The organism is Campylobacter jejuni (assembly GCF_001457695.1).
In the GTDB taxonomy this organism is placed as follows: Bacteria; Campylobacterota; Campylobacteria; order Campylobacterales; family Campylobacteraceae; genus Campylobacter_D; species Campylobacter_D jejuni.
The window spans coordinates 44,403-70,604 of record NZ_LN831025.1; the positions used below are offsets into that span (position 1 = coordinate 44,403).

Sequence of the window (26,202 nt, forward strand, 5' to 3'; positions counted from 1 at the left end):
AGATAATATTTAGAGTTTAGTAGAAATCTTTCAAGTAGAGTTTGTATTAGAACTTGCTCTTAACATTGTTTTTTAAGTATTCTATATAAAAACTTATCAAAGATAAAAGATAAGAAAAAAGTAAAGAAATAAAAGATTAGGCTTTATTCTTAAATTCAATCTTTCAAAGAATATTTAAATAACAATGTCCGTGATTATACAGATGTGGAAACGCCTTGCTCCATCCCGAACCAAGAAGCTAAGCACATCGTGGGTGATGATACTACGCCTTACTGGCAGGGGGAAAGTAGCTCATTGCGGACTTGTTAATTCTACTTAACTTGCCTATAAAATTAATAATCAGTTTTTTTAGTTTGTAATTAAAAATTTATTTACATGTAAAATTGTATAAAATTTGGAAAGTGATACATGGAAAAATTTATTGAAAGATTGCTTGAAGAAGATATTAAATTTGAAAAAGATGTGAATAATGGTTTGAGTGATATAAATATATTTGATGCTTTGAATATTGAAACAAAAGAAAATTATCATTCTAAATTTATAGCTTATTTAATTGATATAAATAAGGATCATTATCAAAAAAATTTTGCAAAGGTATTTTTAGAAAAACTTGGTAAGAGTTTAGTAAATACGAAATTTGAAAATTTAAACATAGAAGATATAAAAAGCGTAGAAACAGAAGCCTGCATAAAAGATAATAGAAGGATAGATATTTTAATAACATTAAGTGATAAAAGATATATTATAATAGAAAATAAAATTTATGCAAAAGATCAAAAAAATCAATTGAAAGATTATATTAATTTTGTAAGAAAAAATATCAAAAATATAAAAGATTGTTATAAAAACATATTGACTATATATTTGCATCAAGATGAGTGTGCTAGTCCTAGTGATTATAGTTTGGGAAATTTTACAATAAAGACAAATTTGATTAAAGATAAAAATGAAAATAATGTTAGCTATTATTTGAAGATGGATTATATATGGATTAAGGAATGGATTGATGAGTGTATAAAAATATATGAAGAAAAATCAACCAAAGATCAAAAATTTATTCTTGATATACAAAACATTATTTTTACTCTAAATCAATACAAAAGTATTTTACAATGGTATATGACAGATGAGTATACTCAAAGAGATGATGTACTAGAATTTATTTTTCAAAACAATATAAAAATGCAAAATTTAAAAAATGCGATGATTTTATATAGATATAACAAAAACAAATCAGAGCTTAAAAATTTAAATGAAGAAAACTATAAGAAAGCTAAAGATATTATCCAGCATAAATGGAGCAACATCTGCGAATATATAATAGAAGAATTTTTTGATAGTTTTGAACACAAGGAAATTAAAATAGGTGATATAACTTTTATCGGCAATAAAATAGAAGAAAATCGTGTTAATCATGGTGTGTTTATATTTTATCCTATTGATTATAAGAATGAAAGCATATATCCATGTATATATATTTATTTTAAAAAAAAATACTATGATATTATTGGTTTGACATTTGAAATTTCAAATGATGATGAAGAAGATATAGAAAATGAAAAATATAAAGAATGTTTAAAATTATTTAAAGATGTAAAAGAAGAAAATGTTAGAAAATATCAAAATCACTATTATTGTGATAAATTAATAAACAATGAAAAATTAGAAGGAGAATACGCTTTTATTTATTGGTTGATTGAAAATCAAAATTCTAAAAAAGATTTTATTCAAATTTTAAATGATTTTTTTATTCAAAAACCTATACAGGAAGCATATAAAGGTATTAATGATATATTAAATTCTTAAAAAATTTTATATAAAAGTAAAATTTGATAAAATACAAAATATTTTTTATAAAGGTTAAAAATGCATTTCACTTTGCTAAATGAAAAAGATTTTTTCAACCCATACTACCGCAAAAAGCAAATCATTCAAAATGAATTTGATATATTTAACAAGGCTTTAATGCAGTATTTAGAAAGACTTGAAAGTTCGCAAAGTGAAAATGAAGATTATCTTGTAGCTAATGCACTTAGTCCATTTTTAACCATGTTAAATTTCAAAACCCACATCAAAACCAAGCAAAAAGGCAAAAGTGAGATTGACTTATCCATCTCTAAAGATGAGTTTAGTAAAGACTTAGAAGTTCTTATTGAGGCTAAAAAGCCAAATTCAAAAGAATTTATCACTCATACAAAGGTAAATTCTAAAGCCTTACACGAGACTATTTTATATTATTTTAGAAATAGAGAGTATAGTTTTAGCTTAAAATTTATTATCATCACAGATTTTTATAAATTTTACATTTTTAAAATTAGTGAGTTTGAAGAGCTTTTTTATAAAAATCCAAGTTTTAAAAAACTTTTTGAAGAATTTTGTAATCCAAATTCACTTTTCAAAGGCAATACTGAAGAATTCTATAAAGAAGTAGCCAAACTCATAGAAAATTCCAAAGAAAACTTAAAAGGCTTTTTGATTGACTTGACGTTTTTAAAAGACAAACAAAAATCAAATTTTAAAAACCTAGCAAGTATTTATAAAACTTTTCATAGAGACTTTTTGCTAAGTGAGTTTAACCCCAACGATGCAAATTCACTCAACAACGCTTTTTACAAAGAGCTTTTATATATCTTAGGGCTTTGTGAGAGCAAACAAAACTCAAAACTCATCATCGCAAAAAGTGAAGAAAGCAAAGAAGAGCAAGGCACTTTCTACACCGCTATAAATTCTAAGCTTAAAGAAGAAAATTTTGAAACCATCTTAAAACTTTTGATCTTATGGCTTAATCGCATTTTGTTTTTAAAGCTTATAGAGTCAAATTTGGTGCGTTTTAATGATGATAAAAATTTGAAATTTTTAAATTTCAAAAAAATCCCTGATTTTGACAAGCTTAGCGAACTTTTCTTTGAAGTTTTAGCCAAAGAAAAAAGCACGCGAAAGAAAAGCGAATTTGCTTATCTGCCTTATCTAAATTCTTCTTTGTTTGAAAAACAAAGCATAGAAAACACGCTTGAAATTTCAAGCTTAAGCAATGACTTAAAGCTTTTTTACTATAAAAACACCGTGCTAAAAGATGATAAATGCAAGGCTAAAAAAGGACAAGTGGGGCTTTTAGAATACTTGTTTGAATTTTTGGATAGTTTTGATTTTGGTAGCGATGATGAGCAAAGCGAAATTTTAAGCCAAAAAGAACTCATAAGCTCAAGCGTTTTAGGAAATGTATTTGAAAAACTCAATGGCTACAAAGAAGGGAGCTTTTACACGCCAAGCTTTATCACTTCTTATATGTGTAAAGAAAGCATCACAAAAGTTGTGCTTGATAAATTCAATGCTCAATTTGATCTTGATGCTAAAAATATAAACGAATTAAGAAAGTCTTTAAGAAAAGAAGACAAAAAAGCACAAAAAGAGCTTTTAAACTCTATAAAAATTTGCGATCCTGCAGTGGGAAGCGGGCATTTTTTAGTTTCTGCTTTAAATGTTATGTTAAGCATTTATGATGAGTTAAATCTTTTTGATGAAGAGTTTTACCTAGAAGTGCAAAACGATGAAATTCTAATCACCAATCATAAAGGTGAGTTTATAGAGTATAAACGCCCAAAAACACCTAAAGATAAAGCCCATCTTATCCAGCAAGAACTTTTTCATACCAAAAAAGACATCATAGAAAACAACCTTTTTGGAGTCGATATCAACCCTAACTCATGCGAGATCACCAAGCTAAGGCTTTGGATAGAGCTTTTAAAACATAGTTTTTATCAAAGCTTTGATGATGAGAATTATCACGATCTTAAAACCCTGCCAAACATCGATATAAACATAAAATGCGGAAATTCTTTGGTATCTTACTTTGAAACAGGCAAAAGCCTAAACCACTATCCAAACATCAAAGAACGCATGGGCAAATACAAACGCATAGTAAAAGACTATAAAGAAGGCTTTTACACAGATAAAAGCCACATCAACCAAGAGATAAAAAATCTCAAAATTTCTTTTAAAAATTTCTGCTTTGCGGATAAATTTAAAAAAGAAATGAAAGGCTTTAACGATAAATGTGAAAAATACTCTAAAAAATACGGAAATTTCTTAGCTATAAATGATGAAAATTTGAAATTCTTTGTTAGCGCGAATTTGACTCTTTTTGACTTTGATGAAAAAGAAGCCACAAAAGAATTTGCAAATCTTAAAAAAGAATACGACAATATCTTCAACCTAGAAAGCAATCATCCTTTTGAATGGCGTTTTGAATTCCCTGAAATTTTGGACGATGATGGAAATTTCAAAGGCTTTGATCTCATCATCGGCAATCCGCCTTATATAAGACAAGAGGAGCTTAAAGAACTCAAGTCCCATTTAGCTAAAAATTATAAGGTTTATAAAGGCACGAGCGATATTTATACTTATTTTTATGAACTAGGATTTAATGTTTTAAAAGATAATGGGGTATTGAGCTATATCACTTCTAACAAATACACGCGTGCAGGATATGGGGAAGCTTTGCGTGAATTTTTGCTTAAAAATGTTAAGGTTTTAGAATACACTGATTTAAACGGCATAAAAGTTTTTGATAGTGCTACAGTGGATACTTCCATACTTTGTTTTGAAAAATCAAAAAGCAAAGATAATAAATTCAAATACCTTGCCCTAAGCAATGAAATTTTAAAAACTTGTGCTTATGACATTGGCTTATATAAGGACTTTGCAGAATTTTCGCAAAATTCTTTAAGCAAAGAAAGCTTCACTTTTAGCGATGAGAATACTAGTGCTTTAAAGGCCAAGATAGAACGCATAGGAACTCCACTTAAAGAATGGTATGGGCTTAATATCAACTATGGGATAAAAACGGGTTTAAATGAAGCCTTTATCATCACCACTGAAAAAAGAAATGAAATTTTAGCAAATTGCAAAGATGAAGCTGAAAAAGAACGCACCGCCAAACTCATACGCAAAATGCTACGCGGACGCGATATAAAAAGATATAGTTACGAGTGGGCGGGACTTTGGGTGATAGGAACTTTTCCAAGTTTAAAAATCAATATAGAACAATATCCTGCTTTAAAGCAATATTTATCTCAATTTTTACCACACATAGAACAAAGCGGAGAAAAAGGTTGTAGAAAGAAAACTAGCAATAAATGGTTTGAAACTCAAGATAATATCGCTTATTATGAAGAATTTGAAAAAGAAAAGATAGTTTGGGCAGAAATGACCAAAGAAGCTTGTTTTGTATATGATAATTCAAATTTTTTTACAAATCAAACTTGCTATTTCTTTACGCATTGTGATTATAAGTATTTATTAGCAATTTTAAATTCTAGACTAATTGTTTATTATATGCAATATATATCATCTCACTTAGGACAAGGTGCTTTTAGGTGGATAAGACAATATATAGAAAAACTTCCTATACCAAAAATAAATTCCAAAAATGAAAAATTAGCCGATGAACTTATAAATTTAGTCGATGAAATTTTAAAAGCCAAAGAACAAGACAAAAACGCAAACACCCAAGAGTTAGAAAATAAAATCAATTCTTTGGTTTATAAACTTTATAACTTAACCGAAGAAGAAATAAAAATCATAGAAGGCAAGTGATGGATTACAAAAAACAAATTAAAACTTTTTTAGAAGATGAGGAAAATTATAGCTTATTTATAAATGGCTCATGGGGTGTGGGGAAAACTTATTTATGGAAAGAGATTGAAAATGAAATTAATCTGAAGAATGATCAAAAAGAATTTTACAATAGATTTAAATCTAATTTTAATTTTTTTAATCATATACTATTATTGATAGAATTTATAAAAACTTATGGTAAAAAATTTTTGATATTTATTGTTGATTATTTTAGTTTTTGTTATTTTGATAAATGCAAGCCAAAACCAATTAAGAAAAATATTGTTTATATATCGTTATTTGGCAAAGAACATTATAAAGAAATTTTAGAAGAGGTAACGCTTAAAACTTATAATTATAAAAAAATACTTTATTTTTTAAGAAATTTAACTTTTTGGAAGATTTCTATAGGGGCTTTTTTGCAATTTTTTATAAAAAATGATTTTAAAAATTTAATAATTTGTTTTGATGATTTAGAAAGAAAATCAGATAAGCTTAGTATAAAAGATATTTTAGGTTTGATTAATCAGCTTAAAGAGGAAAAATGTAAGGTTATTTTAATATCAAATGAAAATGAATTATCTAATGATAAAGAAATTTTTGATGCATATAAAGAAAAATCTCTAGACTTAAATATACATATACATTCCAAAGCAGAAGTTATATCACAAATTTTAAAAGAAAAAAGTCCTGAAATACTAAAAGAAATAATTCCATCTTTAGTATACAAAATTGATAATTTAAGAACATTAAACAAAATAATAAAAGCTTTTAAAATTTTCAATAAAGAATTAGAATTTTCACAAAATTTAAATCAAGAAAAAAATTATAAAGATTTATTTGAGCTTGTATTAGAAAAAGTGGTATTAAGATTTGAAAATATCAAAATAAATAATATAGAACAAAAATATATTCATATAAAGTATATATCAAAACAAATTATTGATGATATAATTCAAAACTATTTTGATAATGCAAATTATTTCATATCTAACGACAAAAAAGAAAATTTTAAAAAAGAATTAAAAAATTTTAAATTCTATGTTGATTTGGCTAAATTAAAAAATTTATTAAAAAATAGCATTCAATATCCAAATGAAAACAATAAAGATGAAATTGAAAAAATTTTTAATAATATAAATGAAGAGAAATTAAATGATTTGGTGTATAACTTAGGTTTTATAAATTTCATAGCACTTGATCAAATGTTTCATTTTGATAATAATAAAAGAATTTTAGAGATAAAAAAATATTGTTTAAAATTAGCAAATGTTAGCAACTATGATGAAAAAATTATTAATATAATATGTGATGGAAATAAAGAATTAAAAGAATATGATAAGAAATTAAAAATTAAAAAAACACAAGAATCAAATCTTGATTCTTGTAAGCTATACAAACTTGAAATTGAAAACAAATATAAGGATATAGAAAACTACGCTCATTTTCTACAAAATATGCAGAAAATAGATAAATTAACAGAAGAAGAAATAAATCAATTTTTAGAAAATAAAATAATTTTTTCATTTTGTGATATAGGTTTTAAGACAAATGAATCACAAAAAAATTTTTATCCACAATTATATAAAATTTATAAATCTATTAAAGACAATAAAAACTAAATTTAAAATTCCATAGTCCCAAGCTAAGCCTTAAAGCTTAGCTTGAAAATTCATCATCAGTCTTTCAAATAGTATTCTATAGTAGAAACCACTCTTATGGTTTTGATGTAAGGTGTGTTTTTATCTCTATTGTTGATGCTAAATTGTCCTTGAGAAGCCTTTTTTATCTTGCCTAGATGGCTGTTTGAGTCTTGTGCGAATTTTATCGCTGCATTTCTAGCATTGAGCGTTGCTTCTTCTATCATTTGTGGTTTTATCTCATTGAGTTTAGTATAAAGGTATTCTATGTCATAATCATCGATTTTTGTTACTATACCAAATTTTGCAAGACTTGAAATATTTTCTAGTATGCTTTTTCCAAGTTTTACGTTTTGCGTATAGATGAGTAAATTCGCAGTGCCTATGTATCGGTATGCAGCTTGAGTGTCGTTGCTATAAGGATCACTTAAACGATCTATGATATTTGGCGAGTTGTAGTTGATCTCATCCTCTTTTACGCCTTGTTCTTTTAAAAATTTGATGATATTTTCTTTATCTTGCTCTAGTTCTTCGTATAAATTTGTAAGATTGTTGTTTGATCTTGTGAATTTTATAGGAAGTATCAAAGTATCTGCTTCGACTTCTTTTTGGCTTAAACCCTTTACACTTACACTTCTTTCAAGTGTTTTAAAATCACTTAAAGCCTTGTTAAATCCAAAAGCTAGAATCAAACTTGCTAAAACTATGGCTAAAGCCATAAAGATATTATTTGTTTTCATTTTTTCTCCTTTATTTTGATTAGAAAATATATCATATTTGCAACCAATACGCAAGCACACATTACAAAAGCAAGGATTATCGGCGTATTTGCGTTAATAGCCCCAACCACGAAGGAGATAAAACCTGCAAAACCAAATTGCACCGTTCCAAGCACCGCAGAAGCAGTTCCGCTATGTTCTTTAAACCTTGCCATAGCCAAAGTCGTGGTATTGGGTGCGATGAAACCAAGCATAGCGATGCTTGTAAAAATACTAAGCTCAAAAAGCAAGAAATTTGGGTGAAAAAAGGCATTTGCAAGTAAAATCACAGTCGATATAAACATTATCATCAAAGCTTTTGCTAAGATTTTTTCGCTTTCGTATTTTAAAACCAATCTTGCATTGATATTTGCACAGATGACAAAACCTAAAGCATTTGCCCCAAAAAGCAAGGCAAATTTTTGCTCACTTAAGCTAAAAAACTGCGTAAAAACAAAGCTTGATCCTGTGATATAAGCAAACATCGCCGCCAAAGCAAAAGAAGCACATAGTATATAAACTAAAAAGCGTTTATCGCTTAAAACAAATTTGTAGCTTTTCATCGCTTCATGATGGGAAAATTTTTTGTTTTTAAGATGAGGTGCGGACTCTTTTAAACCAAAAAGTATCATCAAAAAAAGTAAAATTCCTAAAGCAAACAAAGTCGCAAAAATACTATGCCATGAAAAATACTCTAGCAAAATTCCCCCAAAAGTTGGCGAAAGCATAGGAGCAAGAGAACTAAAAACCATCATCAAAGCAAAAATCCCTGCAGCTTCTTTGATCTCAAACAAGTCATTGACAATAGCCCTTGCGATAACCACACCTGCACAACCCCCAAGTGCTTCAAAAAATCTCAAAGCGATAAAAGCATAAATATCATCGATAATCACACAAAACAAACTCGAAACGATGAAGAAAAATATCCCCACCAAAGCTGGAATTTTACGCCCAAAAATATCACTTAAAGGCCCATATATAAGCTGTCCTAAAGCAAAAGCGATAAAAAAACTTGCGATACTAAGTTGGGTTAAAAAAGAATTAGTTTGAAAACTTTGCTCCACATGAGAAAGTGCAGGCAAATACATATCTGTAGAAAGCGGTGCTATGCTTGACATCAAAGCAAGGATAACGATGAGTTTAAATTTAGCAAAGCCGTGAATTTTGGTGTGTTTTTGCATTTGTAATCCTAATTATTCTAAAAGAATGATTTTAACAAGTCAATCTTAGAATAATCTTTGTTTTTCTATGTTAAATTTAGGGAAAAATTCTAAGGAAATTTTATGCAAAATTTAAACCAAAATGAACAAATCAAATGCCCAAGTTGTGGAAGTTTTATCGATATCAGCACTGCTTTATATGCTCAAATTTTAGATAAAGCTAAGCAAGAAATGCTAAAACAAAAAAAAGAATTTGATGATGAGGTAAATGCTAAAAGAGCTGAATATATCAAAGCTTTAAATGATTTAAAAACTCAAAAGATAGAACAAGAAAAACTCATAAACGAGCAAGTAAGCCAAAAGCTTCTTTTAGAAAAGCAAAAATTTGAACAAGAACTTCTTATACAAAAGCAAAGTTTCCAAAAAGAATTCAGCGAGAAATTTAACAAAGAGCATGAAAATGAAATGAAAATCATGCAAGAAGAACTCGAGAAAAAAAGCAAAGAACTTAGCGAGTTTTTAAGCATAAAGGCTGAAAATGAAAGGCTAAAAAGAGAGCAAAAAGAAAATGAAGAAAGATTGAAATTTCAAGCCAAAGAAGAGGCTTTTAAAGAATTTAAAGAACAAGAAAGCAAAAATTTGGAATTTGAAAGAGAAAAAATGCGTCTTGAATTTCAAAAAAATACTCAAGAACAAGATCTTAAGTACAAAGAATTAGAAACGAATTTTAAAAGTGTAGCTCAAAAGCTAGAAGACGCACAACGCAGGATAGAACAAGGCTCACAGCAACTCCAAGGCGAAGCAGCCGAACTACTCATAGAAGAATACATACAAAGTGAGTATTTAAGTGATGAAGTAAAAGAAGTACCAAAGGGCGTAAATGGAGCCGATTGTCTGCATATAGTAAAGGATAATTTTGGAAATATTTGCGGAAGTATTTTATATGAGAGCAAACGCACTAAAGAATTTAACAAAGAATGGCTTGATAAACTTAAACTAGACAGCATAGCTGCAAAAAGTGATATAGCGGTTTTGATTACAAAAACTATGCCAAAAGATAAAGAAAAAACGCATTTTAAAGAAGGAATTTTGATCTGTACTTTTAATGAATTCAAAGGTGTTTTAGCAGTGCTTAGAGAAAGCATTATAAACGCTTATAAACTCAAAAATGCCCTGCAAAACAAAGATGAAAAAAATCACATTTTATACGAATACTTAAATTCTAAGGAATTTAACACGCAAATCACTTTTATACTCAAAACTTACCAAAATATGAAAGAAGAGTTAGAAGCTGAAAAAAGGGCTTTGCAAAATATATGGAAAAAAAGAGAAAGAGCTATAGAAAATCTAAGTTTTAATTCCACTGCCATAGTGAGTTCTTTAAATGCGATATTTAGCGACTTACAAGGTGGAAATTTGATAGGCGAAGAAGGGATTAAAAGTCTTGAAAATTTAGCCAAAGATGAGGATTAATTTTGGGCTAAGCCCAAAATTAATCATTCTCCTGGGAAGTGATTTGGATTTTTCCAAGGTCCGTATTTTACTTTTATGTATTCTTTAGGGTCTAAATTTTGTTGCGGTGAGGCAAAATACTTAGGTTTTAATGATGGGGATTTGCTATAAGCTGTATCAAGTCCTGCACGATTTTCTGTAGTGGTTATAGGCATTCTTACAAAACCTGTATTGACATAAGCTGCTATATCTAGTGCATCTTCATCGCCTAATATAGGATTATCCGCACTCGCACCAAAAGGCATGGCTGATTTTAAAAATCTTGCTAAAAATGGTATCATAGCCATGTGTCCACCATCAGGATAGATAAGTAAAGATGGATATAAATGTCCGCTACCTTGTTCGTAATTATCATTTTTTACCCCAAGTCCTCTTTCGCCATGGCAAGCAACGCAATTTTCTTCAAAGAGTTTTTTTCCACGCACAGGGTCAGCTGGGCGATTTGGAAAATTCATCTTAGCGAAAAAATCTCCTTCAAGCTTTACGCCGTCTTTGATGCCATAAGCTTCTTTTAGCCATTTAAAATAAGCTAAAATTGCTTTCATTTCTTTAGAATCATTAGGAAATCTATGAGAGTCAGTTCCACCCATTCCGCGAATTCTATCTTCAACAGAGATGATTTTCATCGTTTCTATATCAAGTCTTGGATAATTGTTTAGGACATTTAAAAATGAAATAACATATTTTTTTGTCCCTGGTAAACCATTGCCGTCATTGTCCATGTGACAGGAAATACAGTTTACTTCATTGCTTGTCTTTTTTAGCTTGCTATAGGGTCCTAGAGTACTTTCTGTCTTGCTTAAAAGCTCTATGCCATAACGGATTAAATCCCCTTGCTTACCTTTTGGAACATCATTGATGCTTAAATTTTATTTGGCCATTCTTGCACAGGTCTTTTAGAAAGTTCCTTAAAATACTTTACTCCTTCCTTGTCACTTAATTCTTCTCCTACTTTGTAATCACTCACGCTTTTAGCACTAAGACTCAAACTAAGACATAAGCCAAGAAATAAAATGTGTTTTTTCATGATTTTCCTCCTTTTTATTTGCAGTTCAAATTGATTTTAATGTATTTTTTCTTAAATATTAAGCATAATAAGAATAATTTAAATAAAATTAAATTTTAAAGTGTTGCTAAAAGTAATATATTTTTAAAGTACATAATTAATATTTATTAAAATTTTATGATATTAACTTTATATTAATTATTTAAATAATTTATTTTTTATAGAATTTAGATTTTCTTCTAAATCTTTGAAATTGCTTTTTAAATCTTTTTTCATGTCTATAAAGAAAGGATTGCTTAAAGTAGCGATAAGATAATGATTTTCTTTAGAAAAGATATGATTTAAAGTGAAATTTTTATCTTTAAGTTTGATATAAATTTGCTCTTCATCTTCAAAGCTAGGATTTTGGTTTGCACTTAAAATTTCGAGTAAAATTCCGCAAAAAAAGCGTTTGTTTTCATCCAAAAACTGAATATCATAAATTTTAAAATCCTTAAATTCAAAGCAGTTTTGACTTTTAAATTCTTTTAAATCCTTTGTAAACCCTAGTTGTAAAAAGTCTTTTTGGCTTAAACTTTGCTTTTTAAATTTCGCCCCAAAACGACGCAAAAATAAATTTAAAGCGTCAATTTGTAATTCTTTTTGTGCAAGTTTTAGTTTTTTGGCTGTAAAACGAAAGAAAAAAACACCTACAAAAACAGCTAAAATCACTGCAATTAAGGCATCTCTTATAAAAACAAAGGCTAAAAAGCCTACAAGTAAGGCTTCGATAATGCTTAGGAATTTTAAGATTCCTAAGCGTTTAAGTATATAAAGTCTATTATTTTCTAAGCTTTTTAAATCCATTAAGATTTTGCTTTTTCCATTCTTTTTCTTTGAGTTGGATCAAGATAGCGTTTGCGAACACGCACATTTACAGGCGTAACTTCTACAAGTTCATCTTCTTCTATCCACTCTAAAGCTCTTTCAAGGCTTAATTTTCTAGGTGGCACAAGCTTGATTGCATCATCGCTTCCACTCGCTCTTACATTGGTAAGATTCTTTCCTTTGATAGGATTAACATCTAAATCATTTGGACGAGAGTGCTCACCTATAATCATACCGGTATAAACTTTAGTTTGAGGCTCTATGAAAAGCACTCCACGCTCTTGAAGGTTAAACAAAGAATACCCCAAAGCCACGCCATTTTCCATAGAAATTAAAGCTCCATTATTACGCTTTTCAACCGCACCGCTAAAAGGACGGAATTCTAAAAAGCTATGATTCATCACACCTTCGCCTTTAGTATCGGTTAAAAACTGGCTTCTAAAACCTATAAGTCCGCGTGCTGGAATTTCAAACTCAAGTCTTGTTTGTCCATCGCCTGTTGGTGCCATGGTTTTCATTTCAGCTTTTCTTTTGCCAAGTTTTTCTATTACCGCACCGCTAAATTCTTCAGGTACATCGATAACTAAATGTTCAAAAGGTTCTGTTTTAACCCCATCTTCAACCTTTACGATAACTTCAGGTCTTCCCATACAAAACTCAAAACCTTCACGACGCATATTTTCAGCTAAAATAGTGATTTGAAGTTCGCCCCTACCGCTTACTTTAAATTTGCCTTCGCCTGTGCTTTCGTATTTCATAGCGATATTAGTTTTCATTTCAGCTTCTAAGCGTTCAGCGATTTTATTTGAAGTTACATGTTTTCCTTCAGTTCCTGCTAATGGGCCATCATTTACAGAAAATACTATACTTAAAGTCGGCTCTTCAATGTGTAAAGGATCAAGTGGCATAGGATTGTTTGGATCTACAACGCTATCACCCACATCTAAAGCTTCAAAACCTGCTATAGCTACGATATCTCCACTTCCTGCTTCTTCAATATCCATTTTTTCTAAGCCCATAAAGCCAATGAGTTTTGAAATTCTACCATTTACTTTGGTGCCATCAGCTTTTGCAAGCATTACGCTTTGGTTTTTCTTTACAACCCCATTGAAAATTCTAGCAATGCCTATTTTACCTACGAAATTATCATACCCTAAAGTGAAAACTTGAAGTTGTAAAGGATTGTCATTTGTGCCACTTGGTGCTGGAACGCGTTCAAGTATGGTTTTAAAAAGTGGCTCCATATTATCACTTTCATCGTTTAGATCAAGCTTAGCATAACCATTTTTTGCTGCAGCATAAACTATGGCAAAGTCAAGTTGCTCATCGTTTGCATCTAGGGCTACAAAAAGATCAAAAATTTCATTGATCACTCTTTCAGGATCAGCAGCTGGTTTGTCGATTTTGTTGATTACAACTATAGGTTTAAGCCCTAAAGATAAAGCTTTTTTAACCACGAATTTAGTTTGTGGCATAACGCCTTCTTGAGCATCTACTAAAAGCAAAACTCCATCAATCATTTTTAAAACGCGTTCTACTTCTCCGCCAAAATCAGCATGCCCTGGAGTATCTATGATGTTGATTTTTGTACCTTTGTAATTGATCGCTGTGTTTTTTGAAAGTATGGTAATACCGCGTTCTTTTTCTATATCGTTGCTATCCATAACGCGTTCTGAAATTTGTTCTCTTTCGCTAAAGGTGCCTGATTGTTTTAACAATTCATCTACCATAGTGGTTTTACCATGGTCAACGTGAGCTATAACTGCTATATTTCTAATGTTTTCCAAATTTTCTTCTCCAAAGCTAAATTTTTAAAAGCTTAGATTATACAAAAATTTAACTTAAACTACAAAGTATCAAAACTTGGAACACTTCTTGCTTTAAAAACTTATGAAATTAAAATTTTAAAAAGGAAGTTAAAATGTCAAAACCATTAAATGAAGAGATTTTTGTTGAATTTAAAAGCGATTTAGCTGAAAGAAAAAATGAAGTTTTGCTTCAAGTTTTAGAACTTTTAGAAACTTTTAGATCAGATGAAAACGAAAAAATGGCAAGAATTTCAAGCGAGCTTACAGAAATTTTAGAAAATGAAGAAAATTTAGAGAAAATTTTAAATGCTAAAAATTTAGAAGAGCTTTTAAATATCTTAACTGCTTTAAATGAAGATAAGATGATTAAAGTATATGAAGATTCTTATTTGAAAGAAAAATTTCCTAATGTAATGGTAGATAAATTTTTAAAATAATTTTTTGAAGGAAAAGTGATGTCAAATTTAGCTCCGCAAAATGATGTTTTAAATCTTACGCCGAGTAAAACTTCTACTACTACTAGTAGTTCTTTTAGTAAAACAAGTAAAAATAAAGAACATGAAAGTAGCGATAGTAAAAATTCAACTCAAGATGATACAGAGAGTTTTTTAAATTCTTTGCTTAATTCTATCGATGAAACCAATGAATTTTTACCTGATCATATGAAGATCAGTCAAAAAGAAGTTGTTAATGAAGCGATGAGCAGACTTCAAAAAGGAGCTTTTGATGAGAGTGATAAGATAAGCATTTTCGAATCTGCTTCTTTTATGCAAATTCTTTCTTTATTGGATAAGCTAAAAACAGATACAGCAGATGTTAAACTGTCAAATCTTTCTACTCAACTTTCAAGTCTTATCAAAACAGAGGCTAATTTTAATGCTTTAAAAGGCGCATCAAATCTTAGCGAGCTTTTGGACATAGCTAAAGATTTGGGCTTAAATGTAAAAAATATTAAAGTAGATCGTCTTCTTGATCTTAAAGCAACTTTTCCAAATTTAGATAAGGCTGATTTTTTTAAGGGTGCTGTGGATAATGTTTTTAAAGAAATCATCAATAATAAAATTTCCAATGTGAGTAAAAATTTAAATCACAATTTACAAAATACAACTCATACTACAAGCACTCATTCTACGCAAAAAACAAATTCTAAAGATAGCGGTTCTTTGCTTTCTCAAACTTTAAAAAATTTAGATTCCATACTTTCATCCAAAGAAAGCAAACACGAAAAAAAAGATAAAGTTAAATCAAAAATAGAAGAAGATGCTGCAGATGCTAAAAATACTTTAAAAAATATCAAAAATGATGAGTTTGCAAAAAATTTAACAGAAGAGTTAAATATAAAAGATAAAGAAAACAAAGACTTAAACAAAGATTTTAATAAAGAGTTAAATAAAAATCAAGGGGATATGCAAGGACAAAATAAAAATTTAAAGAATAATAATCAAAATTTAAATCTTGATAAAAATTTAAATAAAGAAATTGTCAAAGATACTCAGAATTTAGTTTCAAATTTAACACAAAAAGATTTTAATCTAAATAAAGAACCTAAAAACAACAAAGAAAATAAAGATATAAAACAAAATTTCTTTGATCAAAAATTAAATTTTGAAAATTTAAATAAAACTCAAGTAGTTCAAAACAAAGAGAATAATGCAAATTTTAATAACAATACTAATAAAGAAACTTTTACTCAAGAGCAAACAAAAACGCACAGCGAAAATATAGATAAAAATAGCTTAGATGAGTTAAATTCTTTAGTCAAAGATTTAAATAAAGTAACACAAAACAATGCTCGCAATATCACTCCTAAAGAGACTTTGCAGTATTTTTCACAAGATTTAAAAGAGGCTGTGGATCAATACAAAGCACCTATTACTAAACTTAGTATCAATCTAAATCCTAATAATCTTGGAGAAGTGGAGGTAACTTTGATACAAAGAGGTAATAACCTTCATATCAATTTCAATTCCAATACCAATGCAATGAATTTGTTTATCCAAAATCAAGCCGAGTTTAAAAATTCTCTTGTAAATATGGGATTTACTGGACTTGAAATGAATTTTAGTGATCAAGGTAAAAGAGAGCAAAATCAAAATCAAGGAAAAAATCGTAGCGGATATGGTTTTAAAGATGCTTTAGATGGAAAAAATGAAAGTGAAAAAGTCAATCTAGAGCTTGTTTTAGCGAAGTATTTTTAAGTTGGAACACTTATTGCTTAAATAATAAAAAACTAAATAAAAAGGAGTTTATAATGATATCATCATCGGATTGGAATTTAAATACCGCTGCTACAACTTCAGGTGCTACTTCTTCAGGAAGTACTAGTGGAACAACTAGAACAGATTCAAGCAGTAGCTCAGGAATAGTGAGCAATCCAAACGCTACCTTAGATAAGGATGCGTTTTTAAAACTTCTTTTGATAGAGCTTCAACATCAAGATCCAACAGATCCTATGGATAGCGATAAAATGCTTACTCAAACTTCACAGCTTAGCGCACTTGAAATGCAGCAAAATACCAACACAACTATGCAAAAAATGGTTGAAACTATGCAAAAGCTTTCTGATTCTTTTAGTACAAGTATGAGTACTTCAGCTTTAGGGGCTATTGGTAAAATGGCAACTGTTTCAGATAATAAAATCAAACTTACAGGTGCAGATGAGCTTATCGCTCTTAAAATGTATTTGCCTGAAGATTCTGATGAAAACGGTGTTACGCTAGAAATTTATGATAGCAATAATAAACTTGTTTTCAGTGAAAAAAGCGATGCTAAATCTATTTCTCAAGGTTTATTTACTATGGAGTGGCCAGGAAGAAATAACGATGGGGTTTATGCAGGTGATGGTGAGTACACTGTTAAAATGGTTTATAATAATAAAAATGGTAAAAAAATCACTGCAAATTACGGAACTTATCCTATCGAAGGTGTTGTTTTTAAAGATGGTGTTGCCTATGCAAAAATGGCTGGAAAAGAAGTTCCTTTTGGTGCGATACAAGAAATAACAGATTATAAACTTGGTTCATCTTCATCTACTGGATCTACTGGAGGAAGCGGTTCAAGTGGAGACTCAAGTGGTGGTTCAAGTGATGGAGGTTCTTCTGGATCTACAGAAGATGGCGACAAAGAGGAAAAGGCATAAGCCATGATGAATTCATTTTATAATGGGATTTCTGGAGTAAAAAGCAATAGCTTTGGTATTGATATCACTGCTAATAACATAGCAAATGTCAATACCACAGGCTTTAAATACTCTGATGCTCAATTTAAAGATATTTTTTATACCACCATAACAACCCAATCAACCAACCCTGCTCAAGGTGGTTATGGTAGTGGTGCAGCATCTTCTCAAGTTGTTTTCGAACAGGGTTCTCCTGTTGCAAGTGATGGCGAATTTGATGTGGCTTTGCAAGGAAAAGGATTTTTTGGGGTTTTAGGGGCTGATGGTAATGCTTACTATACTAGAAATGGATCATTTAGAAGAGATGCCAATGGATATTTGGTAGATTCTTATGGAAATTTTGTTTTAGGAACAATGAATCCTGCTTTTACTGGTATTAACTATAGCGATAGAGTTGCTGGGCTTATGGGGGATTATCTTAACACAGGAACTCCGGTAAATAATGGTTTTACTGTAAATTCAAATAATTCTTTCAGTATAGGCACAACCGCTTCTCAAGGGGCTATTAAAGTACCTGTGAATATGTATTTACCTCCTCAAGTAACTCAAAATGTAAAATGGAGTGGAAGTTTAAATACTAACACAACAACAGAAGTAGTTAAAGTAGATCTTGATCCTAGTAAATTTAACATTACAAAAACTGAAGATGGAAAATATGTAGTTAGTGGTAGTGTTAGCAAAGAAGATGTGTTTAGTGCTAAAGCGGGTGATAGGATTATTTTAAATTTCACTGATGATAATGGCGTAAAAACAAGCTTTGAAGCGACTTTAGATGAAAATCTAAATTTTAAAAGTAACGAGCTTGATTTAAAAGGATTGGATGAAAATAGCATCAAGCTTGATACAGCTCAAATTTCAACAGAGCAACAAAAAGCCAATAAAGATATTTTAGAATCCCCTATTTATAATGCAGATGGAAGTAAAAGCACTTTAAGGGTTACACTTGAAAGAGTTTTACCGCAAGAAGGCGATAATATACAATATAAAGCTATTGCACAAATTTATAATTCTAATGGCAATGCTGTAGGCAATCCAACTGAAGGAAATATGGTTTTTGATAAAAATGGTGCTTTGCTTCAAAACAATATTACAAGCATTGCAAATCCAAATGGTGGAACAATTAATATTGATTTAGGCTCTCCTTATGATGCTAACAAGCCTGGTTCGGGTTATAGTGGGATTTATATTAAAGAAGGCGTCGAAAAAAATGTAGTTACACAACAAGATGGTGTAGCTGAAGGGTTTTTTGAACAATATAATATATCCGATGATGGAAGTATTGTTGCGCAATTTAGCAATGGTAAAAATGCCATAGTTGGAAAGCTTGCTTTATATAATTTTATCAATGAGCAAGGATTGGCTGCTATGGGAGATAATATTTTTGCAGCAACGGCAAATAGCGGTGATGCAAGTTTTATTATGAAAGATGGTCAAGTTGTTAATACAGCTAAATTTAAAGGCGGATTCTTAGAACAATCAAATGTTGATTTAAGTGCAGAGCTTTCAAACCTTATCGTAACTCAAAAAGCCTTTGATGCAAGCTCAAAAAGTATCACTACAAGTGATCAGATGATACAAAAAGCCATTAATATGAAAAGATAATTCTTAGGAATTATCTTTTTCTAATTTTTCAAAAATAATTTTAATTTCTTCTATGTCGCTTTCGCTATAATTATGGCTTGATTTAATATAACTTACTTGCTGTCCTTTTTCAAGATATAAAACCTTTTCATAGTCTTTTAAATTTATATGATGTTTTAGTTCAAGGTTGGTGTTTGTGTTAGGATAAAATTTTAAAAAATTATCCTCTCCGATATTTTCGGCTTTTATGTATATTTTTACATTGTAAACCATTTCATTTAAGAAATTTAATTTCGCATCAATTTGATATTTTAATTTTACAAGTTTTTTATACGAAATGCTAAGATGATTGTATTTTTTTATGATATCGTGATAAAGATTTGAAAATTTCATTTCTATGGCGCTAGGATTTTTAGTCTTTTGAAGTTTGATGATTTTGATTTGATTTTTGATTAGATAATCATAGTAATTTTGCATTTTGCTTATGGTGTCATCAAGCTTACTTTTTATTTTAAGGCTTAGATTTTTAAGATTTTCGCATTCTGTATCTGAGTTGTTTTCAATAGAAACTAGTGGTGAAACTACGATATTGTTTTTAAATTTTATATTGTTTGTTATGATTAGATTTTTTCTTGGATATAAAGTATTATCCGTTAGTAAATTGCAAATATAAATATTTTCTGCTTCTATTTTTCCACCCATGCAGTTTTCAACAAATACATTTTTAGCTATAATTGTCCCATTTTCTAAATTTTTTATATATACAGTGTCAGCTTGCAAAGTTCCTTTGTGTGTTGTAATAAAAATATCTTGTGCAAAAATTTCGCTTTTTGCATGAGTTAAGCCTTTGATGCTGATATTTTTTCCATAAAGTTTTGTTGCTCCAACATTCCCATTTACTTTTATATTTGAAGCTTGAACATTTACAATACCTGATTTAATAGCATCATCACTTATATCAAAATTAGTGATTTCTAAGTTTATATTTTCATCGATATTTGTTTTGATTGAACCGGTTGTTTTAAGCCCTATTTGTGATAATTTTAAATTATTTGCGATACAATATCCTGTATGATCTTTGTTTAAAAATCCATAATTGGCGCTAAAATATTTAATTCTATCTTCTAATTCTTCTGTGTAAATGCTTTCATCTTTTATGATAAAAGGATTATCAAGAAAGGCTATTGGATTTAAATGAAGGATTTCTCCTCTTAAATTTCGTCCTTCTTTTCCAAGAATTCTATAAATGTATTCAAAAAGTAGCTCATTTTTTTCAATAGGTTTACAGTAGTTTCCTTCATCATAGTTAATATTTTCGTCAAAACATTCTTCGTTAACATCTCTATGATAAATAATTTCATCACTTTTATGTTCAATCTTATCTACACCTTTGGCAATTTCAAGCTCTATTTCTTTAATAGATGGACTTTTTTGTATCGATAAGATAAAATCATCAATCTTGTCAAATAAATTTTTATCAAGTCTTAAGATTAAAAATTTTTGTTTGATCATTATTTTGTAGATATTTTGCAAAATATCAAATTTTAAATTAGGGTAATATTTAAAATTTTCTGTAAGGTTGATACTGGCTTTTAGATGGGTTAGGTTGGAGTTGGATCTAAGTTTGACTGTAAAAGGAAAACTTTGTTTTTTTGGATAAATTTCTATAAGAAATTTTTGCACTATGGTATTGTAGTTTTTTACAAAAAAATCATCTGCATAAAATAAGTCAAAATCCTTTCTTTCATAAGTTTTTGTTTTCGCTGGTTTTACACTAGAACACAGAAGTTTAAAATCTATAACTCTAAAATCAAGAATTTGTTCTGTGTTTGCTTGTTCATGATTTAAACTTTCAAAAGGATTGAAAGTTTCTAAGGTTTTTACTTGAAAATTCATCTATCCCCCCCCCCATATCATTTTTTTGAGTCGTGAAATGGTGATTTTGTAGTGCATCTTCAAAAATAGCATTGAATTTTTCGAAATTTTGATTCAAATCAAAATAATCCAAATGAACTAAAATTTGCCCACATTTTTCGCACTTTAAGGTATTTTCTTTGCTAACAAGCTCTTGATGTATAGTCTGTGGAACTGCATGGATACGCAAAGAACAATTGCAAATATAATCATGAGTTTTTTCAGCTCTTAGGTCTTGTTTGATTGATTTTAGTTTTATGTATTGTTCTAAGGTATAATGGATTTCTTGAAGGTGTAGGGCTTTTTTTGTAAAATTAGCTATCCATAAATCTTCATTAGCAAAATGATCTAAAATCCAATCTTTGGTTAATATGGAAAGTTCTTGAGACATTTTTACAATATCATTTGAGTGTTCTAAAAGCTCTTTAGTTTTTTCTACTAATATTTGATGAGATTTTTTATGTTCTTCAATCAAAGGAAAATCAATGCTTTCCATAAATTTTTCTTCATCTTTAAAATGAATTTTGATGTATTGAAATAGCTTTACAAGAATTTGTTTTAAATCATTTTTGTGTTGTGTATTATTATCTTGAATGTTTAGAGCTAAATCATTTGCAAGATTGGTAATTTCAAAAATTAGTTCGTGTTGTTTGTCTAATTGCATATTTTTAATGCTAAAATCTCTACTCCATTTAACTTCCATATTTTTCCTTTTTGGATGTAATAATTATTTTTATATCGTATTTTTTGAAAATAAAATAATAATTTTACAAATGAATTTTTAAAATTCTTATAAAAACAATGGATTGATTGCAAATTTATATATTGAATCTTAACAACTCAAGGCTTTTTAAGTATATTATGATATAATTTTTAAGCCTTTTCTTAGACCTGTGCAATGCTATTTTTAAGCACCGCTTCAGGGTGGGAACACAGCAGAGCACTTGATTTTAGTGTGTGCCGCAGTTATCTGGGGAAGGGTTTTATTCATTTTAAAATTCCCATTTTTCAATTAGGCTAGCTTTTTTATAAATTAAAAATTTATTTAAAAATTATAATTTTAAGATTTATTAAAATATTAGTTAACTAGAATTTAAGCATTGTAAATTACATTACCAATATCAAAGGATAAACAATGGATAGAAAGAAAATTCCCTTGTTGGTGCTGTGTATTTAATTGCGGCTGTGTTTTGGCTTATACCTACTCCTTGTAGGTTTGGAAGATAATTCTTGGCATTTTCTTGCTGTGATTATGGCAGTGATTTTACAAGTAATGCCTTTTATAGCTATTGCCATAGTAGCTCTTAGTGGTATTACCACTACCCAATTGAAAATCTAAGTAAAATTTACACCAAAGCTACTTCGAAAACTTCTACGCAACAACTTATTGATGAGACTAAAATTTCCTTTAAATACTTCAGCACTTGATTTTTTATATCAAAAGAGCATAAGATGAAAAGGTAAATACTGCTATATCAAATTTAAAATCTAAAACGGGTATAAAAGATGCTTTAAGTGGTTTTTCAAATTCTCTTATTTGGCTTATAGTGATTTCTATTATTGTGGCTCGTGGAGTTATTAAAACAGGACTTGGAGAGCATTTGGCTTATCATTTTATCAGTATTCTTGGTAAAAAAACTTAGGTATTGCTTATTCTATAGCTTTTTGTGAAACTATTTTAGCTCCAGTTACTCCTTCAAATACTGCAAGAGCAGGGGCTATCATAAATCCTATAGTTCAAGTTATTGCAAGAAGTTTTAAATCCACTCCTGAAGATGGAACACAAAATAAAATAGGCACTTATCTTTCTTTGGTAAATTATCAAGAGCCAATCCTATTTCATCAGCTATGTTTATTACAGCTACAGCTCCAAATCCTTTGGTGGTTGATCTTATAGCACAAGCTACAAATTTAGAAGTGCATTTAACTTGGGGGTAATAGGCTTTAGGGATGTTTTTACCTGGTATAGCTGCTATGCTTTTGATGCCTTTGGTGCTTTATTTTCTCTCTCCGCCAGAAATTAAATCCACGCCTAATGCTTTTACTTTTATGGGCTGGAGCTTTGGGCTTGTTTTTTGGAATTTCTCTTGATGCGACTAGCGTGGCTTTGCTTGGGTTGTCTTTGGTGTTGATTAGTGGAGTTTTAACTTTTGGGGAAGTTTTGGCTGAAAAAGCTGCTTGGAATACTTTAATATGGTTTTCAGCTCTTGTAATGATGGCAACTTTACTTGGCAAACTTGGTGTTACACAGTTTTTAGCTGAAGCTTTAGGTGAATTTGCTTCTGCTATGGGACTTGGGGAAATTTCTATTATAATATTTTTAAGCCTTGCTTTTTTATATACGCACTATTTCTTTGCTTCTACTACAGCTCATATATCAGCAATGTTTTTTGTTTTTTATAGTGCAGGGCTTGCCTTAGGAGCACCACCACTTCTTTATGCTTTTATTATGATAGCTTCAGGTAATGTTATGATGGCATTAACTCACTATGCAACAGGAACAGCTCCTGTTATTTTTGGAACGGGCTATGTAACTCTTAAAAAATGGTGGAGTATAGGTTTTGTGATTTCCATAGTTGATATAGTAGTGATGATAGCTGTTGGGCTTTTTTGGTGGAAAATTTTAGGATTTTATTAATAATTTCTAGGAATTAATTCCTAGAAATTATTCTATAAAACCGCTTGCTATGACTTTATCATGATCATAAAAGACTGCCATTTGTCTGCTAGCAAGTCCATAAACAGGATCTTTTAGAGTGATTTTTGCGCTTTTATCTTCATAAATTTCTACCTTACAAGGTGTAGATTTTGAACGATAGCGGATTTTTACTTCGCAATCAAGCTCTTTAGCGTCTATAAAAAGATTGATATTTTTTAGCTTAAATTCACTGATTTTAAGTTCTTCTTTGGTTCCTACGATGATTTGATTTTGCTTAGGATTGATTTTTAAAACAAAATGTGGTTCATGTGCCCCACGCACTTCAAAGCCCCTTCTTTTGCCTATGGTATAGTGCATATAGCCCTCATGTTTGCCTACCACTTTTCCGCTACTATCTAATACTTCTCCAGGAATTTTTGTATCCATAAACTGATCTAAAACTTGCACATAAGTATCTTCAACAAAGCAAATTTCAGAACTTTCCTTTTGAGTGGCAAAAGATTTTAAAACCTCTATAGTGGAAGCAAATTTTTTCACATCTTCTTTTTTCATTTCGCCTAGCGGAAAAATAAGATATTTTAAAGCTTCTTTATCTGCGCTAGCTAAAAAATAGCTTTGATCCTTGCTTTCATCTACCGCGGTTTTTATTAAGTTGTTTTCAAGTCTTGCATAATGCCCTGTGGCAAGTTTTTCACAACCTAAACTTTTAGCAAATTCTAAAAGTTTTCCAAGTTTGATAAAGCGGTTACATAAAGCGCAAGGATTTGGTGTTTTACCCTCTTTATAAGTATCCACAAAAGGCATGTAAACTTTGTTTTTAAAATCTTTTTGTAAGTCTAAAATATGATAAGGAATTTGCAAAAAGTTTGCAACTTTTTCTACTTTTTTGATATTTTCTTCGTGGTAATTTGGCTTGCCATGAAGCTTCATATAACAACCTATAACTTCATGACCTAAATTTTTAAGTTTATAAGCAGTGACTGTACTATCAACTCCACCGCTCATAGCGACTAGAATTTTCATTAAATTTCCTTTAAAGTATTAATTATAAAATCTAAGTCGTCAGTGATTTTATACTTTAACTCATCTCCTTTAGAAATCACTTCAAGTTTGAGTAAAGAATTTCTGACGAACTCATCAAAACCTCGCCAAAATTCACTCCCAAACAAAATAATAGGAACATCTTTTTTAAATTCTAATTGTTTTAATGTAAGAATTTCACACAATTCATCAAGTGTTCCAAAGCCGCCTGGGAAGATCACAAAAGCTAGACTCTTTTCAATAAGAGCCATTTTGCGTATGGCTAAGCTCTCAAAAGTAATATTATATTCTACAAAATCATTAAGTTTTTGCTCATGAGGTAAAAATATATTAAACCCTACAGAACTCATTGAATTTGTATTATTTTTTTGTGAAAAAGCACCTTCGTTGGCTGCACGCATAATGCCTCCACCACCACCACTTATCACACAAAAACCATTTTGAGCACATTTTTGTGCCAAAATTTTAGCCTGCTGATAATAAAAATTATCTTCTTTTAATCTTGCAGAACCAAAAAAAGTTACGGCATTTTTTAGGTTTGGTATGTTAGCAAATTTTTCTAAATCTTGGCTTATTTTTTCATTCATTTTTCAACCTTTAGTTAAAATAAATTCCATTCTAGCTAAAAACTTATAATAAGTTCTTTATTATAAGTTTTAATAGGTTTATTTTATTAAGATTAGGAATTTAAAGACTTTTAAATCCTTAAGCTTTTATATCTATAATTTTTGCCGAAGTGTTTTGAGAAAGAAATTTATTAAATTCTCCTGCACTATCATCACTAAATTTCATACCAAAAAGAAGTTCTAATTCTTTACTAGTGTTAAATTTACCTTCTAATAGTTTTTTTACAAGCTCGTTTCTTGTACTATCATCTTTGTAAGTTTCTTTGTTTTTACTTTCTGCCTGTATAGGTTTGAAAGTTTTTTTGTCTTCTTTTTGATTGTTTTTATTAGCTAAGAACCTATCTATATCTTCTTGAGTAAGTGGCTTACCAAGTTCATTAAAAAATTGTTTTTCTCTTTGCGCCCTTTCAGCACCCCATATTTTCTCAAATTCATTCATACTTGTAAGAGTTTTTAAAAGATCAACTTTTCGTCTAATAAGTGCGGTCAAATCTACGCCTTCTACAAGATAGTCTGTGCCAAATTCATTAAGTATTTTTATTTCATCCTTGCTTAGTTTATCTTCCATATATCTTTTATATAAAGAGTTTTCTACTTCTTTTACATCAGGAGATCCATTATAGCCGTATTTGTTCGCATATTCTTTACTAAGCATTTCTCCAAAGTATTTTTGCACAAAATCTTCCCAATAAGCATCTTCTTCACTTTTTGGCTCATCTTTTTTAGCATAAGCATATTCGTTATTTTCATCTTTTTTAATACTTAAAGCATTATTTGGATAATTGATATTAGGATAGTGAGAATTAAGACTTATCATAAAAATCCTTTTTTAAAAT

Annotated in this window: 20 protein-coding genes, 1 rRNA gene, 1 other RNA gene and 2 pseudogenes; 14 read left to right on the forward strand and 10 right to left on the reverse strand. The window is 29.6% G+C overall.

What is annotated here, in order from left to right:
* Nucleotides 1–186: 186 nt before the first annotated feature.
* The 4 genes from rrf (at nt 187) to AT682_RS00185 (ending at nt 7,238) form a co-directional block, all read left to right on the forward strand.
* Nucleotides 187–303, forward strand: a 5S ribosomal RNA gene (gene rrf, locus AT682_RS00170).
* A 105-nt stretch (nt 304–408) separates the two neighbouring features.
* Nucleotides 409–1,806 (forward strand): PDDEXK-like family protein, encoded by a 1,398-nt coding sequence (locus AT682_RS00175; RefSeq protein WP_002851933.1) that lies wholly within the window; start codon nt 409–411, stop codon nt 1,804–1,806.
* A 60-nt stretch (nt 1,807–1,866) separates the two neighbouring features.
* Nucleotides 1,867–5,595: a class I SAM-dependent DNA methyltransferase gene (locus AT682_RS00180; RefSeq protein WP_002882971.1), complete on the forward strand. Its 3,729-nt coding sequence runs from the start codon at nt 1,867–1,869 to the stop codon at nt 5,593–5,595.
* The gene (locus AT682_RS00185) at nt 5,595–7,238 is read left to right on the forward strand and encodes a P-loop NTPase fold protein (protein ID WP_002882970.1); all 1,644 of its coding nucleotides are present in this window, start codon (nt 5,595–5,597) and stop codon (nt 7,236–7,238) included. The genes AT682_RS00180 and AT682_RS00185 overlap by 1 nt, the downstream gene beginning before the upstream one ends.
* 56 nt (nt 7,239–7,294) lie before the next feature.
* Here the strand turns inward: AT682_RS00185 and AT682_RS00190 are convergent, their stop codons facing one another.
* Nucleotides 7,295–7,996, reverse strand: a complete 702-nt coding sequence (locus AT682_RS00190; RefSeq protein WP_002859740.1) for an SIMPL domain-containing protein — start codon at nt 7,994–7,996, stop codon at nt 7,295–7,297.
* On the reverse strand, nt 7,993–9,195 hold the full coding sequence (locus AT682_RS00195; RefSeq protein WP_002858809.1) for a multidrug effflux MFS transporter: 1,203 nt from the start codon (nt 9,193–9,195) through the stop codon (nt 7,993–7,995). The genes AT682_RS00190 and AT682_RS00195 overlap by 4 nt, the downstream gene beginning before the upstream one ends.
* A 102-nt stretch (nt 9,196–9,297) precedes the next feature.
* Between AT682_RS00195 and AT682_RS00200 the strand changes: the two genes are divergently transcribed.
* Nucleotides 9,298–10,647 carry a DUF2130 domain-containing protein gene (locus tag AT682_RS00200; RefSeq protein ID WP_002882969.1) on the forward strand — a complete coding sequence of 450 codons (1,350 nt, stop codon included), beginning with the start codon at nt 9,298–9,300 and terminating at the stop codon, nt 10,645–10,647.
* 23 nt (nt 10,648–10,670) lie between these two features.
* On the opposite strand, the pseudogene AT682_RS00205 reads toward AT682_RS00200, so the two are convergent.
* From AT682_RS00205 to typA, 3 genes and pseudogenes are all read right to left on the reverse strand, one after another.
* A pseudogene (locus AT682_RS00205) lies at nt 10,671–11,713 on the reverse strand (c-type cytochrome).
* A gap of 177 nt (nt 11,714–11,890) precedes the next feature.
* Entirely contained in the window at nt 11,891–12,538 is a 648-nt protein-coding gene (locus AT682_RS00210) for a hypothetical protein (RefSeq protein ID WP_002854198.1), read from the reverse strand.
* Nucleotides 12,538–14,346 carry a translational GTPase TypA gene (gene typA, locus AT682_RS00215; RefSeq protein ID WP_002799607.1) on the reverse strand — a complete coding sequence of 603 codons (1,809 nt, stop codon included), beginning with the start codon at nt 14,344–14,346 and terminating at the stop codon, nt 12,538–12,540. The genes AT682_RS00210 and typA overlap by 1 nt, the downstream gene beginning before the upstream one ends.
* Nucleotides 14,347–14,480: 134 nt before the next feature.
* Here typA and AT682_RS00220 point away from each other — a divergent pair, with 134 nt between their 5' ends.
* Genes AT682_RS00220 through flgE form a run of 4 tightly spaced genes read left to right on the forward strand, consistent with a single transcriptional unit; the run spans nt 14,481 to nt 19,147 of the window.
* A complete protein-coding gene (locus tag AT682_RS00220; RefSeq protein ID WP_002782892.1) occupies nt 14,481–14,804 on the forward strand; it encodes a hypothetical protein in 324 nt (107 codons plus the stop codon).
* A gap of 15 nt (nt 14,805–14,819) precedes the next feature.
* A complete protein-coding gene (gene fliK, locus AT682_RS00225; RefSeq protein ID WP_079263895.1) occupies nt 14,820–16,565 on the forward strand; it encodes a flagellar hook-length control protein FliK in 1,746 nt (581 codons plus the stop codon).
* 53 nt (nt 16,566–16,618) lie between these two features.
* Nucleotides 16,619–17,506, forward strand: coding sequence for a flagellar basal body rod modification protein (flgD, locus tag AT682_RS00230; RefSeq protein WP_002883478.1), 888 nt, complete (start codon nt 16,619–16,621; stop codon nt 17,504–17,506).
* A 3-nt stretch (nt 17,507–17,509) separates the two neighbouring features.
* Nucleotides 17,510–19,147 (forward strand): flagellar hook protein FlgE, encoded by a 1,638-nt coding sequence (flgE, locus tag AT682_RS00235; protein ID WP_002883479.1) that lies wholly within the window; start codon nt 17,510–17,512, stop codon nt 19,145–19,147.
* Between the two features lie 3 nt (nt 19,148–19,150).
* Here flgE and AT682_RS00240 read toward each other — a convergent pair whose 3' ends face one another.
* The gene (locus AT682_RS00240) at nt 19,151–21,022 is read right to left on the reverse strand and encodes a flagellar assembly protein A (RefSeq protein WP_002883480.1); all 1,872 of its coding nucleotides are present in this window, start codon (nt 21,020–21,022) and stop codon (nt 19,151–19,153) included.
* Entirely contained in the window at nt 20,979–21,743 is a 765-nt protein-coding gene (locus AT682_RS00245) for a bacteriohemerythrin (RefSeq protein ID WP_058207846.1), read from the reverse strand. The genes AT682_RS00240 and AT682_RS00245 overlap by 44 nt, the downstream gene beginning before the upstream one ends.
* A gap of 179 nt (nt 21,744–21,922) precedes the next feature.
* Between AT682_RS00245 and ffs the strand changes: the two genes are divergently transcribed.
* From ffs to AT682_RS09690, 5 genes and pseudogenes are all read left to right on the forward strand, one after another.
* Nucleotides 21,923–22,020, forward strand: an RNA gene (gene ffs / locus AT682_RS09110) — signal recognition particle sRNA small type.
* Nucleotides 22,021–22,256: 236 nt separating this feature from the next.
* Nucleotides 22,257–22,379 (forward strand): hypothetical protein, encoded by a 123-nt coding sequence (locus tag AT682_RS09675; RefSeq protein ID WP_016818266.1) that lies wholly within the window; start codon nt 22,257–22,259, stop codon nt 22,377–22,379.
* A 160-nt stretch (nt 22,380–22,539) separates the two neighbouring features.
* Nucleotides 22,540–22,937: pseudogene (locus tag AT682_RS09680) on the forward strand (anion permease).
* 53 nt (nt 22,938–22,990) lie between these two features.
* Entirely contained in the window at nt 22,991–23,131 is a 141-nt protein-coding gene (locus AT682_RS09685) for a hypothetical protein (protein ID WP_002883485.1), read from the forward strand.
* Nucleotides 23,076–23,678, forward strand: coding sequence for an anion permease (locus AT682_RS09690; RefSeq protein WP_079263896.1), 603 nt, complete (start codon nt 23,076–23,078; stop codon nt 23,676–23,678). The genes AT682_RS09685 and AT682_RS09690 overlap by 56 nt, the downstream gene beginning before the upstream one ends.
* A gap of 27 nt (nt 23,679–23,705) precedes the next feature.
* Here the strand turns inward: AT682_RS09690 and mnmA are convergent, their stop codons facing one another.
* The 3 genes from mnmA to AT682_RS00280 all read right to left on the reverse strand — a co-directional run bounded on the left by mnmA (nt 23,706) and on the right by AT682_RS00280 (nt 26,183).
* The gene (gene mnmA / locus AT682_RS00270; protein WP_002883338.1) at nt 23,706–24,722 is read right to left on the reverse strand and encodes a tRNA 2-thiouridine(34) synthase MnmA; all 1,017 of its coding nucleotides are present in this window, start codon (nt 24,720–24,722) and stop codon (nt 23,706–23,708) included.
* Entirely contained in the window at nt 24,722–25,327 is a 606-nt protein-coding gene (locus AT682_RS00275) for an LOG family protein (protein WP_002858801.1), read from the reverse strand. Before AT682_RS00275 ends, mnmA begins: the two co-directional genes overlap by 1 nt.
* Nucleotides 25,328–25,445: 118 nt before the next feature.
* Nucleotides 25,446–26,183, reverse strand: coding sequence for a hypothetical protein (locus AT682_RS00280; RefSeq protein ID WP_016818265.1), 738 nt, complete (start codon nt 26,181–26,183; stop codon nt 25,446–25,448).
* Nucleotides 26,184–26,202: the final 19 nt, after the last annotated feature.

Excerpts from the sequence above, each read along its gene's own strand:
- AT682_RS00245 (WP_058207846.1), bottom strand. The coding sequence starts at position 21,743 with ATGGAAGTTAAATGGAGTAGAGATTTTAGCATTAAAAATATGCAATTA.
- AT682_RS00240 (WP_002883480.1), bottom strand. The coding sequence starts at position 21,022 with ATGAATTTTCAAGTAAAAACCTTAGAAACTTTCAATCCTTTTGAAAGT.
- flgD (WP_002883478.1), top strand. The coding sequence starts at position 16,619 with ATGATATCATCATCGGATTGGAATTTAAATACCGCTGCTACAACTTCA.
- AT682_RS09685 (WP_002883485.1), top strand. The coding sequence starts at position 22,991 with ATGTTTTTACCTGGTATAGCTGCTATGCTTTTGATGCCTTTGGTGCTT.
- AT682_RS00180 (WP_002882971.1), top strand. The coding sequence starts at position 1,867 with ATGCATTTCACTTTGCTAAATGAAAAAGATTTTTTCAACCCATACTAC.
- AT682_RS00210 (WP_002854198.1), bottom strand. The coding sequence starts at position 12,538 with ATGGATTTAAAAAGCTTAGAAAATAATAGACTTTATATACTTAAACGC.
- AT682_RS00275 (WP_002858801.1), bottom strand. The coding sequence starts at position 25,327 with ATGAATGAAAAAATAAGCCAAGATTTAGAAAAATTTGCTAACATACCA.
- flgE (WP_002883479.1), top strand. The coding sequence starts at position 17,510 with ATGATGAATTCATTTTATAATGGGATTTCTGGAGTAAAAAGCAATAGC.
- AT682_RS00200 (WP_002882969.1), top strand. The coding sequence starts at position 9,298 with ATGCAAAATTTAAACCAAAATGAACAAATCAAATGCCCAAGTTGTGGA.
- AT682_RS00190 (WP_002859740.1), bottom strand. The coding sequence starts at position 7,996 with ATGAAAACAAATAATATCTTTATGGCTTTAGCCATAGTTTTAGCAAGT.
- mnmA (WP_002883338.1), bottom strand. The coding sequence starts at position 24,722 with ATGAAAATTCTAGTCGCTATGAGCGGTGGAGTTGATAGTACAGTCACT.
- AT682_RS00220 (WP_002782892.1), top strand. The coding sequence starts at position 14,481 with ATGTCAAAACCATTAAATGAAGAGATTTTTGTTGAATTTAAAAGCGAT.
- AT682_RS00175 (WP_002851933.1), top strand. The coding sequence starts at position 409 with ATGGAAAAATTTATTGAAAGATTGCTTGAAGAAGATATTAAATTTGAA.
- AT682_RS00195 (WP_002858809.1), bottom strand. The coding sequence starts at position 9,195 with ATGCAAAAACACACCAAAATTCACGGCTTTGCTAAATTTAAACTCATC.
- AT682_RS00280 (WP_016818265.1), bottom strand. The coding sequence starts at position 26,183 with ATGATAAGTCTTAATTCTCACTATCCTAATATCAATTATCCAAATAAT.
- AT682_RS09690 (WP_079263896.1), top strand. The coding sequence starts at position 23,076 with ATGCTTTTACTTTTATGGGCTGGAGCTTTGGGCTTGTTTTTTGGAATT.
- AT682_RS00185 (WP_002882970.1), top strand. The coding sequence starts at position 5,595 with ATGGATTACAAAAAACAAATTAAAACTTTTTTAGAAGATGAGGAAAAT.